At 70.5% G+C, this 12,263-nt stretch carries 12 protein-coding genes; 4 read left to right on the top strand and 8 right to left on the bottom strand.

Annotation, left to right across the window (positions count from 1 at the left end; all coding sequences use genetic code 11):
* Positions 1–9 precede the first annotated feature (9 nt).
* The 7 genes from pstB to KZX17_RS14600 all read right to left on the bottom strand — a co-directional run bounded on the left by pstB (position 10) and on the right by KZX17_RS14600 (position 8,079).
* Positions 10–789, bottom strand: a complete 780-nt coding sequence (gene pstB / locus KZX17_RS14630; protein WP_248174993.1) for a phosphate ABC transporter ATP-binding protein PstB — start codon at positions 787–789, stop codon at positions 10–12.
* Positions 790–818: 29 nt separating this feature from the next.
* Complete coding sequence (gene pstA / locus KZX17_RS14625) at positions 819–1,913, bottom strand: phosphate ABC transporter permease PstA (RefSeq protein ID WP_248174995.1); 1,095 nt, start codon at positions 1,911–1,913, stop codon at positions 819–821.
* The gene (gene pstC, locus KZX17_RS14620) at positions 1,913–2,887 is read right to left on the bottom strand and encodes a phosphate ABC transporter permease subunit PstC (protein ID WP_248174997.1); all 975 of its coding nucleotides are present in this window, start codon (positions 2,885–2,887) and stop codon (positions 1,913–1,915) included. The genes pstA and pstC overlap by 1 nt, the downstream gene beginning before the upstream one ends.
* Positions 2,888–2,969: 82 nt before the next feature.
* Positions 2,970–4,088 (bottom strand): phosphate ABC transporter substrate-binding protein PstS, encoded by a 1,119-nt coding sequence (locus KZX17_RS14615; RefSeq protein WP_248174999.1) that lies wholly within the window; start codon positions 4,086–4,088, stop codon positions 2,970–2,972.
* Between the two features lie 137 nt (positions 4,089–4,225).
* Positions 4,226–5,164 carry an NUDIX domain-containing protein gene (locus tag KZX17_RS14610; RefSeq protein WP_248175001.1) on the bottom strand — a complete coding sequence of 313 codons (939 nt, stop codon included), beginning with the start codon at positions 5,162–5,164 and terminating at the stop codon, positions 4,226–4,228.
* Positions 5,161–7,329 (bottom strand): RNA degradosome polyphosphate kinase, encoded by a 2,169-nt coding sequence (locus KZX17_RS14605; RefSeq protein ID WP_248175003.1) that lies wholly within the window; start codon positions 7,327–7,329, stop codon positions 5,161–5,163. Before KZX17_RS14605 ends, KZX17_RS14610 begins: the two co-directional genes overlap by 4 nt.
* 63 nt (positions 7,330–7,392) lie before the next feature.
* Positions 7,393–8,079: a response regulator transcription factor gene (locus KZX17_RS14600; protein ID WP_248175005.1), complete on the bottom strand. Its 687-nt coding sequence runs from the start codon at positions 8,077–8,079 to the stop codon at positions 7,393–7,395.
* Positions 8,080–8,206: 127 nt separating this feature from the next.
* Between KZX17_RS14600 and KZX17_RS14595 the strand changes: the two genes are divergently transcribed.
* The 4 genes from KZX17_RS14595 to KZX17_RS14580 all read left to right on the top strand — a co-directional run bounded on the left by KZX17_RS14595 (position 8,207) and on the right by KZX17_RS14580 (position 11,425).
* The gene (locus KZX17_RS14595) at positions 8,207–8,494 is read left to right on the top strand and encodes a hypothetical protein (RefSeq protein ID WP_248175007.1); all 288 of its coding nucleotides are present in this window, start codon (positions 8,207–8,209) and stop codon (positions 8,492–8,494) included.
* 154 nt (positions 8,495–8,648) lie between these two features.
* On the top strand, positions 8,649–9,254 hold the full coding sequence (locus tag KZX17_RS14590) for an FABP family protein (RefSeq protein WP_248175009.1): 606 nt from the start codon (positions 8,649–8,651) through the stop codon (positions 9,252–9,254).
* Positions 9,251–10,327, top strand: a complete 1,077-nt coding sequence (locus KZX17_RS14585; protein ID WP_248175011.1) for a glycine cleavage T C-terminal barrel domain-containing protein — start codon at positions 9,251–9,253, stop codon at positions 10,325–10,327. The genes KZX17_RS14590 and KZX17_RS14585 overlap by 4 nt, the downstream gene beginning before the upstream one ends.
* A gap of 6 nt (positions 10,328–10,333) precedes the next feature.
* The gene (locus KZX17_RS14580) at positions 10,334–11,425 is read left to right on the top strand and encodes an aromatic acid exporter family protein (RefSeq protein ID WP_248175013.1); all 1,092 of its coding nucleotides are present in this window, start codon (positions 10,334–10,336) and stop codon (positions 11,423–11,425) included.
* A gap of 6 nt (positions 11,426–11,431) precedes the next feature.
* Here KZX17_RS14580 and KZX17_RS14575 read toward each other — a convergent pair whose 3' ends face one another.
* On the bottom strand, positions 11,432–12,262 hold the full coding sequence (locus tag KZX17_RS14575; RefSeq protein WP_248175015.1) for a class I SAM-dependent methyltransferase: 831 nt from the start codon (positions 12,260–12,262) through the stop codon (positions 11,432–11,434).
* Between the last annotated feature and the right edge of the window lies 1 nt (position 12,263).

Raw genomic sequence — 12,263 nt, 5'->3', positions numbered from 1 at the left:
ACGCGTCCCTTATCCGAAGCGGCCCGAGACGTAGTCCTCGGTGGCCTGTACGGACGGCTTGGTGAAGATCGTGCCGGTCTCGTCGTACTCGATGAGCTTGCCCGGCTTGCCGGTGCCGGCGATGTTGAAGAACGCGGTCTTGTCCGAGACGCGCGACGCCTGCTGCATGTTGTGCGTGACGATGACGATCGTGTACTCGCTCTTGAGCTCCTGGATGAGCTCCTCGATCGCGAAGGTCGAGATCGGGTCGAGCGCCGAGCAGGGCTCGTCCATGAGCAGCACGTCGGGCGAGACGGCGATCGCACGCGCGATGCAGAGGCGCTGCTGCTGACCGCCCGAGAGGCCGGAGCCGGGCTTCTCGAGCCGGTCCTTGACCTCGTTCCAGAGGTTCGCTCCGCGGAGCGACTTCTCGACGAGCGCGTCGGCGTCGGACTTCGAGATGCGCGAGTTGTTGAGCTTCACGCCCGCCAGCACGTTGTCGCGGATCGACATCGTCGGGAACGGGTTCGGGCGCTGGAAGACCATGCCGATCTGGCGGCGCACGAGCACCGGGTCGACGCCCTGGCCGTACAGGTCCTCGCCGTCGAGCAGCACCTCGCCCTCGACGCGCGCGCCGGGGATGACCTCGTGCATGCGGTTCAGGGTGCGAAGGAACGTGGACTTGCCGCAGCCCGACGGGCCGATGAACGCCGTGACGCTGCGGGGCTCGATCTCGAGGGACACGCCCTCCACGGCGAGGAAGTCGCTGTAGTAGACGTTGAGGTCGTTGACTTCGATGCTCTTGGACACTTCGGGTGCTTTCTGTCGGATGCCGCGGGTCAGCGGCCGAACTTGGGGGCGAACTTCTTCGCGACGAAGCGTGCGACGAGGTTCAGCGCCATGACGATGATGATGAGGGTGAGCGCTCCGGCCCACGCGCGCTCGAGCGCGGCGGCGATGTTCGTGCCGGGGTTCTGGAACTGGTCGTAGACGAAGACCGGCAGCGTCATCATCGGGCCGTCGAACGCATCGACGTTCAGCGACTGCGTGAAGCCGGCGGTCAGCAGCAGCGGCGCCGTCTCACCGATGACGCGCGAGATCGAGAGCATGATGCCCGTCGTGATGCCGGCGATCGAGGTCGGCAGCACCACCTTGACGATCGTCAGCCACTTCGGCACACCGAGGGCGTAGCTCGCCTCGCGCAGCTCGTTCGGGACGAGGCGCAGCATCTCCTCGCTCGAGCGGACGACGACCGGGATCATCAGCACCGACAGGGCGAGCGAGCCCATGAAGCCCGTGTTGAGACCCGGACCGAAGAGCAGCGCGCAGACCGCGACGATGAACAGGCCCGCGACGATCGAGGGGATGCCGGTCATGACGTCCACGAAGAAGGTGATCGCCTTCGCGAGCCGGCCCCGGCCGTACTCGACGAGGTAGATCGAGGTCAGCAGACCGATCGGCACCGAGATGAGCGCGGCCCAGGCGGTGACGATGAGGGTGCCCCAGACGGCGTGGATGGCGCCGCCGCCCTCGCCGACGATGTTGCGCATCGAGAAGCTGAAGAACTCACCGTCGAACCGCGAGACGCCGTTCACGATCACCGTGAACAGCAGCGAGATGAGCGGCAGGAGCGCGATGGTGAAGGCCGTCGAGACGAGCACGGTCGCCAGGCGGTCGGCGGCGCGCCGGCGGGTCTCGACGACGCTCGAGAGCACGACGAGCACCACCGAGAACAGGATGATCCCGACGAAGACCGTGCCGGCGATGTTGAAGTCGGCGATCGGGCGCCCGCCGTGGAGGATCGCGAAGACCGCCGCGGAGAGGGCGAGGGCGCCGGCGAGGAGGACCCACGGCATCCATGCGGGAAGCTGCCCCGCGGTCAGCGAGTTGCCGACGGGGGTCTTGGTGGCGGAGCGGGTGAGGGTGGTGGACATCAGTTCGCTCCGGAGAACTCGGCGCGGCGGTTGACGACCCACCGCGCGATCGCGTTGACCGCGAAGGTCACGATGAAGAGGATGAGGCCCGTCGCGATGAGGACGTTGACGCCGTCGCCGTAGGCCTCACCGAAGTTGAGGGCGATGTTCGCGGGGATCGGCGTGGGGTTGTTCGAGTTCAGCACCTGGAACGTGACGGCGCCGGTGGCCGAGAGCACCATGGTGACGGCCATCGTCTCGCCGAGCGCGCGGCCGAGGCCGAGCATCGCGCCCGAGACCATGCCGCCGCGGGCGAACGGGAAGACGGCCATGCGGATCATCTCCCAGCGTGTCGCGCCGAGCGCGAGCGCCGCCTCTTCGTGGAGGACCGGCGTCTGCAGGAAGACCTCCCGGGTGATCGCGGTCATGATCGGGAGGATCATCACGGCCAGGACGAGGGATGCCGTGAGGATCGTCCGCCCGGTGGGGGAGACCGCACCGGCGAAGAAGGGGATCCAGCCGAGGTTCTCGTTCAGCCAGACGTAGAACGGCTGCAGCAGCTGCGAGAACACGAGCGCACCCCACAGTCCGTACACGACGGAGGGGATCGCGGCGAGGAGGTCGATGATGTAGCCGAGCACCGCGGCGATACGGCGGGGCGCGTAGTGCGAGATGAACAGCGCGATGCCGATGGCGAGCGGTGTTGCGACGACGAGGGCGATGACGGATGCCCACAGCGTTCCGAAGACGAAGGGCCAGACGTACTCCCAGAAGGGTCGGCCGTTCAGGAACTGGATCTCGTCCGGGTTGCCGGTGAAGGCGGGGACGCTCTCGATGATGAGGAAGAGGGTCACCGCCGCCAGGACGATGAGGATGATGATGCCCGCAGCCAGCGCGCTGCCGGAGAAGAACAGATCGCCGCGGCGCCGGGTGGGGCGGCGGCCGGTGTCGGTCGACGCGTCCTGGTCGACGACCGTCGTGGTGGTGGGGGGCATCGCAGTCCTCGGGTTGGAAGCGGGTTTCACATGAGTGCTGCTGGTGCCTCCCGGGCGGGGAGGCACCAGCAGCGAGGGTGTCTTACTCGGCGGCGCCGATGAGCTCGATGGCAGCCTGTGCCTGCTCGGCGACCTCGGGCGAGAGCTGCGCCGAACCGGCGGCCTCGTTCGCGGCGTTCTGGCCGTCCTCGCTCACGATGTACGAGAAGTACGAGCGGACGACGTCGGCGACGGCGGCGTCCTCGTACTCGACGCAGCCGATGAGGTAGCTGACGAGCGCGATCGGGTACGAGCCGGCCGGAGCCGAGGCCGGGTCGACCGCGAAGACGAGGTCGCCCTCGCCGCGGCCCTCCTCGAGCGGCGACGCGGCCACGAGCTGCGCAGCGGCCTCGGACGAGAACGGTACGAACTCGTCGCCGACCTGGACCGCGGCCGAGCCGAGCTCGCCGACGCGCGAGGCGTCGATGTAGCCGATGGTGCCCTGGCCGCCGGTGACGGCTGCCTCGACGCCGGAGGTCTGCTGGGCAGCCTCGGAGCGCGTGGTCGAGACGGGCCACTCGTCGGCGTCCTCGTAGGGCCATGCGTCGGGTGCGACCGAGGCGAGGTACTCGGTGAACGTGCCGGTGGTGCCCGACGCGTCACCGCGGAAGACCGGGGTGATGGCGAGGTCGGGGAGCTCGACGCCCTCGTTCAGGTCGGCGATCGCCGGGTCGTTCCACTTCTCGATCTGCTCGTTGAAGATGTCCGCGATGACCTCGGGGGTGAGGTTCAGCGTGTCGACGCCCTCGAGGTTGAAGACGACGGCGACGGGGGAGATGTAGGCGGGGACCTCGACGATGTCGTCGGTCGCGCAGGCGCCGAAGCCGCCGGCGGCGAGCTCGTCCGCGTCGTACGCGCGGTCGGAGCCGATGAAGTTGCTGGAGCCAGCGAGGAAGTTGTCGCGACCCGTGCCCGAGCCGGTGGGCTGGTAGTTGATCGTGACGTCGGGGTTCGCCTGCTGGAAGGCCGCGGTCCACGCCTGCTGGGCGGCGCCCTGCGACGACGCGCCGGTCGCCTTGACCGTGCCGGACAGCGCGGTCTCGCCACCGGCGGACGGCTGCGCGCCGCCGCCTGCGGCGGGCTCGTTGGCCGCGCAAGCGGTGAGGGAGAGGGCTGCGACGGCTGCGACAGCGCCCACGCGGGCGATGCGGTTGAGCTTCACGTGTGATTTCCTTCGGGTGATCGGGACACCCCGGTGCAGGGGCTGGCTCGACGGTAGGAGTCGCTGGTGACCAGGTTCCGCTCCGCAGGTGAACGACAGGTGAACGGACCGGGTCCGAACGCCTCCACCCGGCTGATTCACACCTTCGGCGGATGCGTCTCGATCGCCACGATGCCCGACCCGGGGTTCGTGGCCGACAGATGCACGACCGAGAACCCGCCCGTCTCCAGCGACGAGGCACTGCCGAGATACGAGCCCTTCATGGTCCCCGTGGCCAGCGCGATCTCGCTCATGAGCTCCGGCAACACCGGCCGGTGCGAGCACAGCACCGCGGGCTTGCCGGCGCGCACGCGCTTGCCGACGACCTTCCGGAGGTCCGCGCGGCCCCCCTCCCAGGCATCCTGCGAGATCAGCTCGGTGCGGCGGATGTCGCGGTGCAGCGCCTTCGCGAGGGGCGCCACAGTGTCCACGCAGCGCACGGCGTCGCTCGAGACCACCCGCTGCACGCCGAACGAGCGCAGCGGGCCGACAACCGCCTTCGCCTGACGGCGACCGCGGTCGGTGAGGGGGCGATCGGCATCCTTCCCCTTCCAGTCCTCCCGCGGGGTCGCTTTGCCGTGGCGCAGGACGACGATCGGGAAGGTGGCGAGCACCCCGTCGTCGACGAGGCGCAGGAAGTTCTCGAGGATCTCGATGTCGACCGGATAGCTGAGCCGGCTGAGCGCCTTGCGCGGCGGGAGCCATTCGATCGCCGCGATCTCGCGATTGGGCACGAAGGCCGACGCGCGGATGGCCTCGTCGGTCGCCTCGGCGCTCCAGTAGTGCACGATCTTCTTCCGCTTGCTGGGCAGGCGGTAGGTCGAGACGCCGACGGGCACGCCGAGCGCGACGCGGATGCCGGTCTCCTCGTGGATCTCGCGCACCGCCGTCTCGGCGAGCGTCTCACCGGGATCGACCTTGCCCTTGGGCAGCGTCAGATCCCGGTACTTCGTGCGATGGATCGCCAGGACGTGCAGCTTGCCCTCGACGAGACGCCAGACGACGCCGCCGGCCGCGTAGACCGCGGTCTCGGTCATCGCACCGCCCGCGCGCGGCGCCGACGGAGCACCTGCGACATGGTCTTCTCCTGCAGGTCGACGAGGGGGGTGCCCTCGGCATCCAGGTGATGACGCGTCCACTCGCCCTCGGGACCGAGGTGCCACGAGCTGGTCGTGTCGGCCATCGCGAGGTCGAACAGCGCGGTCAGCTCGCCCACGTGCGCGGGCTCGGTCACCCGCACGAGCGCCTCGACGCGGCGGTCGAGGTTGCGGTGCATCATGTCGGCGCTGCCGATGAACACCTGCGGCTCGCCGTCGCCCTCGAACATGAAGATGCGCGAGTGCTCCAGGTAGCGGCCGAGGATCGATCGCACCGTGATGTTGTCGCTGACGCCCGGCAGGTCGGTCCGCAGCGAGCAGATGCCGCGCACCCAGACGTCGACCTTCACGCCCGCCTGGCTGGCGCGGTAGAGGGCGTCGATGATCTGCTCGTCGACCATCGAGTTGACCTTGATGCGGACCGAGGCGGGCTTGCCGGCCTGCGCGTTGCGGCGTTCGGCGTCGATGCGGCGGAGCAGTCCCTTGCGCAGGTGCAGGGGAGCCACCAGCAGCCGCTTGAACTTCTTCTCGATCGCGTAGCCGCTGAGCTCGTTGAACAGGCGCGTCAGGTCGCGACCTACCTGCTCGTTCGCGGTGAAGAGGCCGTAGTCCTCGTAGATGCGGCTCGTCTTCGGGTTGTAGTTGCCCGTGCCGATGTGGCTGTAGCTGCGGAGGACGCCGTCCTCCTCGCGGATGACGTGCAGGAGCTTGCAGTGGGTCTTCAGCCCCACGAGGCCGTAGACGACGTGGACGCCCGCCTTCTCGAGCTTCCGAGCCCAGACGATGTTCGCCGCCTCGTCGAAGCGGGCCTTCACCTCGACCAGCGCGAGGACCTGCTTGCCGTTCTCGGCGGCGTCGATCAGCGCTTCGACGATCGGGCTGTCACCGGAGGTGCGGTAGAGCGTCTGCTTGATCGCGAGCACGTGCGGGTCGCGGGCGGCCTGCTGCAGGAACGCGACGACGCTCGTCGTGAACGACTCGTAGGGGTGGTGGACGAGGACGTCCTCCTTGCGGATGGCCGCGAAGATGTCGGCCCGCCCGTTCTGCTCCGCGGGCTGGAACGGCGTCGCCGTCTTGGGCACATGCGCGGGGTAGCGCAGGTCCGGGCGCTCGATCTGCGAGAGCGAGAACAGCCCGCGCAGGTCGAGCGGCGAGGGCAGCCGGTAGACGTCGTTGTCGGTGATGTCGAGCTCGTCGAGGAGCAGGGCGAGGGTGACCTCGTCCATGTCCTCGGTGATCTCGAGACGGATCGGCGGCCCGAATCGACGGCGGAGGAGCTCGGCCTCGAGGGCCTGGATGAGGTTCTCGGTCTCGTCCTCCTCGATCACGACGTCCTCGTTGCGTGTGAGGCGGAAGGTGTGGTGCTCGAGGATCTCCATGCCCGGGAACAGGTCGCCGAGGTTCTCGGAGATCAGCTCCTCCAGCGGCAGGTACCGCACCGTCGAGCCGTTCTTGGCGACCTCGACCAGGCGGGGGAGCATCGGCGGCACTTTGAGGCGCGCGAACTCCTGACGGCCGGTCCGGGCGTTGCGGATGCGGACCGCGAGGTTCAGCGACAGACCCGAGATGTAGGGGAACGGATGCGCCGGGTCGACCGCCAGGGGCATCAGCACCGGGAAGACCTGCGCCGAGAAGTAGTCGTAGAGGTCGCTGCGCTCCTGGTCGGACAGGTCCTTCCACGACACGACCTCGATGCCGGCCTCTGCCAGCGACGGGCGGACCTGCTCCGACCACACGGCCGCGTGGCGCTCCTGCAGGGCGTGTGCGGCCGTCGCGAGGTCGGCGAGGACGTCGAGCGGCGCGCGGCCCACGTTCGTCGGAACGGCGAGGCCGGTCAGGATGCGGCGCTTGAGACCGGCGACGCGCACCATGAAGAACTCGTCGAGGTTGCTTGCGAAGATGGCGAGGAAGTTCGCGCGCTCGAGCGTCGGCAGGTTCGGATCCTCGGCCAGCTCGAGCACGCGCTGGTTGAAGGCGAGCCAGCTGAGCTCGCGGTCGAGATAGCGGCTGTCGGGGAGCTGCGAGTCGTACGCCTCGACGACATCGTCGAAGTCGTCGTCGTCCGCGTCGCCCAGTCCGGAGTCGTGAACCTGGGTGTCGATCATCCCCACATCATTGCAGGGCGGCGTGACGTACGCGTGAACATGGCGGGATGCCACGCACCCGGATCAGGCGGGTGTGCCCGGCAGCTGCTCGTCCTCGTAGACGTTGAACCGGTAGCCGACGTTGCGCACCGTGCCGATGAGCTGCTCGAGATCGCCGAGCTTCGCGCGGAGGCGACGGACGTGGACATCGACGGTGCGGGTGCCGCCGAAGTAGTCGTATCCCCACACCTCGCTGAGCAGCTGTTCACGCGTGAAGACGCGCGAGGGGTGCGTCGCGAAGAAGTGCAGGAGCTGGAACTCCTTGTAGGTGAGGTCGAGCGGCCGGCCGTGGACCTTCGCCGAATACGACGACTCGTCGATCGTGATGCCGGAGGTCTGGATGCGGGTCGACACCTGCTCCTTCGAGACCCGCCCGACGGCGAGGCGGATGCGCGCATCGACCTCGGCGGGACCGGCGCTCACGAGCACGACGTCGTCGATGCCCCAGTCGGGGGAGACCGCGGTGAGCCCGCCCTCGGTGACGACGAGCACGAGGGGCGCATCGACACCGGTCGTCGTGAGGATCTTGCACAGCGACTTGGCCCCGACGAGGTCGTGGCGCGCATCGACGAAGACGATGTCGGCGCTCGGCGCGTTGACCAGCTGCGCCGCCTCGGCCGGGATCTGGCGGACCCGGTGGCTCAGGAGCTCGAGCGAAGGCAGGACGGAGTCGCCGCCGGCGGCGGAGCTCAGAACGAGCAGCTGTGCCAAGGGGGACCCTCCGATGCGGACTCGGAACCGTCCTCATCTTAGGGCGTCCGCCGCGGCACCCCGTGCCGGGGCCGTCGTCGAGGCCCGCCCCGTGCGACCGGCCCGGGGGTGCGCAAGAATGAGGAGCATGACCGCCCCCGAGATCGTGCCCCGCAAACGGATCGCGGGCGTCCTCGCGGTGTGGGGCGCCGCCGTGGTCGTGGCGCTGAGCATCGGCATCCTCACCGAGCCTGACTGGCGCGGCGCGTGGCTGCTCGTCGGTCTCGGCGTCTGCTTCTTCCTCTCGTTCGCCGTGCAGCTGGCCTACGGCCGCTCGCAGGGGTTCATCCTGCGCATCTCGGCGAGCGTGCTGGGGGCGATGGTCGTCATGGGGCTGATCGGCGCGGGGTTCGCGCTCGCCGAGCTGGTCGGCTGAGCCCGCGTCGCCCCCCGCGGCGGCTAAAGTGGAGCCATGGACCTCGTCGCACTCGAACTCTTCTTCGTCGGGCTGCTCGGCCTCGCATCGCTCGCGATCGCGTTCGTGTCCGGCGTCGTGATCTGGAACCTCTACCGCGGCCAGCGCTGACCCCGTGATCGAGCTGCCGACCGACCTCCCGGCCGATCTCGTCCCGCTCTCCTGGCTCCTCGGCGTCTGGGAGGGCACCGGCGTCCTCGAGTACGACGCGCAGGGCCGGACGATGTCGGGCGAATTCACGCACCGCGTCAGCTTCAGCCATGACGGCGGGGACGCGCTGAACTACGCCGCGACCGCCTGGTTCGAGGATGCCGACGGTCATCGCCGCGACCTCGTCGCCGAGACCGGGTACTGGCGCCTGTCCCGGCCCGCGACCGACGCCGACGCGGGTCCTGCCCTGCTTCCCGCCCTCGCCCCGCGGGAGACGGCGCGAACGGTCGACGACGTCGAGGCACTCCGCGTCGACGGCGCGGGCTTCGAGATCGAGGTCGCGCTCGTGCACTCCGACGGCATCAGCGAGCTCTACCTCGGGCAGGTGCGCGGGCCGCGGATCGACATCGCGACGGATGCCATCGTCCGGCCCTCCGGCGCCAAGCCCTACGCTGCGGCCACGCGGATGTACGGCCTCGTCGACGGCCATCTGCTGTGGGCGTGGGACATCGCCGCCCTCGGCTCCGAGCTGGGCTCGCACGCCTCGGCCCGGCTGGCGAGGGTCCAGTGACGGACTTCGGCGCCGTCCCGGGTGCGGTCGTGGACGAGCGAGGACTCGAGCACCTCGGCAACCCCATGCGCGAGCAGCGCGACCTGGCGTCCGGTCGAGCACTCGCGCCGCTGGCGGACCGGACCGTCCTGAGCGTCTCCGGCGAGGACCGGCTGTCGTGGCTGGACTCGGTCACCTCGCAGGCGCTGACGAACCTCGAGCCCGGACGATCGACGGAGCTGCTGGTCCTCGACCCGCAGGGTCACGTCGAGCATGCGGCATCCGTCGTCGACGACGGCGAGCAGACCTGGCTCATCGTCGACGGTGACCGTGCCGCGGGGCTGCTGACCTGGCTCACCAGGATGCGCTTCCGACTCCGCGTCGACCCGAGGGACCGCTCGGCGGAGTACGCCGTCGTGGGTGGCACGCGCGACGCGGTCGACGCGCTCCCGTCGGTCGCTGTCTGGCACGACCCGTGGCCCGTCGTCGCACCCGGCGGCTGGGGCTACGCCCCGGCGAGCCCGCACCCCGGTGGGGAGCGGGACTGGTCGGAGGCCGTCATCCCGGTCGCGGCCCTCGACGAGCTCGTCACCGAGGCGGCTCGCGGCGAACGCGTGCTCGCCGGCCGACTCGCCGCCGAGGCGCTCCGCGTCGCGGCGTGGCGACCGCGCGCATCGAACGAGGCCGATGGCAGGACCCTGCCGCACGAGGTCGACTGGCTCCGCAGCGCCGTCCACCTCGACAAGGGGTGCTACCGCGGCCAGGAGACGGTCGCCAAGGTGCACAACCTCGGCCACCCGCCCCGCCGCATCGTCGCCCTGCAGCTCGACGGCTCCGACGCCGACTTGCCCGAGCAGGGCGCTCCCGTCCGAGCAGGCGGCGCCGAGGTCGGCGCCGTCACCTCGGTCGCGCGCCATCACGAGGAGGGGCCGATCGCCCTGGCGATCGTCAAGCGATCGACACCCGTCGACGCTGCGCTCACCGTGGACGGGCCCGACGGTCCCATCGCCGCGGCGCAGGAGGTCGTCGTCCCGCCCGAGGCCGGACGCGCGGCATCCGTCCCGCGGCTCCCGCGCCTCTCACAGCGTCGCTGACCCGTGGTGACCGACCCGCCGCCCACTGCGCCGGTGCCGGCCACCCGCCGCTATCCGCGCGAAGGCTGGGGTCGGATGCGGGCGTCGCTCCCGGCGATCCTGCAGCTCGTCGTGGCAGCGACCGCCGCGTTCTCCATCGCGCACTACGGATTCGGGCACCCCGCGCCGCTGATCGCCGCGACCGTCACGATCTCGAGCCTCGGGCTCGTGCGCGACGCGCGCCCGAGGCGGGTCCTCGAGACGGTCATCGGGATGATCCTCGGCGTCTTCGTCGCCGAGATCGTCGTGCTGACGGCGGGGAGCGGCTGGTGGCAGCTGGCGGTCACGCTCGCATGCAGCCTGGCGATCGCGCGCTTCGTCTCGCCGCAGCCGGCCTTCGCGATCGCCGCCGCCATCCAGTCGATCATCGTCGTGATCGTGCCGACGCAGGTGCCGCTCCTGCGTCTCATCGACGCGACGATCGGCGGCGCCATGGCGCTCCTGGTGACCGCGCTCATCCCGCGGAGCCCCCTGCGGACGGCCCTGACGGACGCGGCGGAGCTGTTCACGGCCTTCGGCGGCGCCGCCGGCACCGTCGTGCAGGGGCTGCGCAGCGGCAGCCGGATGCGCTCCGAACGCGGACTCGAGAAGGCGCGCGAGCTGCAGGGGCTCGTCGACGCGTGGCGCACCTCCGTCGAATCCGGCCTCGCCATCGCCCGCATCTCGCCCTTCACGCGTCGCCAGCGGCACGAGCTCGAACGCCACGACCGCATCCGGACGAGCATGGACCTGGCCGTGCGCAACCTCCGCGTTGTGGCGCGACGCGCGGTCTACCTCTCCGACGACGGCAGCGAGCGGGAGCTCGCCGCCGATCTGCTCGCCGACCTCTCACGCGGAGCCGACCTGCTCGCCGCATCGCTGCACGACATCTCCCTCGAGCCCGCCGCCCGCGAGACCCTGACGGCCGCGGCAGCGCGGCTCGATCCGATCGCGCTCGTACCCGACGGCTCGCTCGGCGACCAGACCCTGATCAGTGCGCTCCGGCCCCTCGCCACCGATCTGCTGTGCGCGACGGGGATGACCCCCGCCGAGGCCAGGGCGATCCTGCCGCGGGTCTGACGGGTCTCAGTCGCCGACCGGCGCGACGGACTCCCACGGCAGGGTGACCTCACCGAGCCGCCACCGCGACCGTCCGGCCACCGGCCACCCGTCCGAGGCCATCGCGTCGAGGGCGGCGCGCCAGCGTTGGACCGGACCGAAGGCGGATGCCGGGGCCGCACGCGTCCACTCCCGTTCGAGGGCGGCGAGGGCGTCGTGGACGCGTTCGCCCGGCACGTTCCGATGGATGAGGGCTTTGGGCAGCCGTTCGGCGGCGACCGCGGGGGAATCCAGACCCGCGAGACGCAGCGAGATGGTCAGCGAGCGGGGTGCGGCATCCGACCCCACCTCGATCCACGTCGAGATGCGACCCAGTTCGTCGCACGTGCCCTCCACGAGCATGCCGCCCGGCTGCAGACGCTGCGTCATGCGCCGCCAGGCGCCTGCGACGTCGGCTTCGTCGTACTGGCGCAGCACGTTGAACGCGCGGATGACGGCGGGCCGGCGCCCGCCCGCCACCGGCACCTCGAAGCCGCCGCGGGCGAACGACACCCGGGCGTCGGGGTCGAAGCTCGCGCCGCCTGCCCGGATCGCCTCCAGCTGCCGGTTCGCACGGTCGACCCGGGCCGGTTCGATCTCGAGGCCGAGCACCTCGACGTCGGCGCGGGTGCGGCGCAGGCGCGCCTCGAGCTCGAAGGCCGTCACGCCGCTGGCGCCGTAGCCCAGGTCGACGACGAGCGGATCGGCGGTGCGCCGCAGCACCGGATGCCGCGCGATCCAGCGGTCGACGCGGCGCAGCCGGTTGGTGTTCGTCGTGCCCCGGGTGACCTGTCCGACGACGGGCTCGGCGCGCGTCATG

It is taken from the genome of Microbacterium sp. EYE_78 (assembly GCF_023149035.1).
Classification (GTDB): Bacteria; Actinomycetota; Actinomycetes; order Actinomycetales; family Microbacteriaceae; genus Microbacterium.
This window is presented reverse-complemented; position numbering and strand designations above follow the sequence as displayed.

Excerpts from the sequence above, each read along its gene's own strand:
- pstA (WP_248174995.1), bottom strand. The coding sequence starts at position 1,913 with ATGTCCACCACCCTCACCCGCTCCGCCACCAAGACCCCCGTCGGCAAC.
- pstC (WP_248174997.1), bottom strand. The coding sequence starts at position 2,887 with ATGCCCCCCACCACCACGACGGTCGTCGACCAGGACGCGTCGACCGAC.
- KZX17_RS14610 (WP_248175001.1), bottom strand. The coding sequence starts at position 5,164 with ATGACCGAGACCGCGGTCTACGCGGCCGGCGGCGTCGTCTGGCGTCTC.
- KZX17_RS14605 (WP_248175003.1), bottom strand. The coding sequence starts at position 7,329 with ATGATCGACACCCAGGTTCACGACTCCGGACTGGGCGACGCGGACGAC.
- KZX17_RS14595 (WP_248175007.1), top strand. The coding sequence starts at position 8,207 with ATGACCGCCCCCGAGATCGTGCCCCGCAAACGGATCGCGGGCGTCCTC.
- KZX17_RS14575 (WP_248175015.1), bottom strand. The coding sequence starts at position 12,262 with ATGACGCGCGCCGAGCCCGTCGTCGGACAGGTCACCCGGGGCACGACG.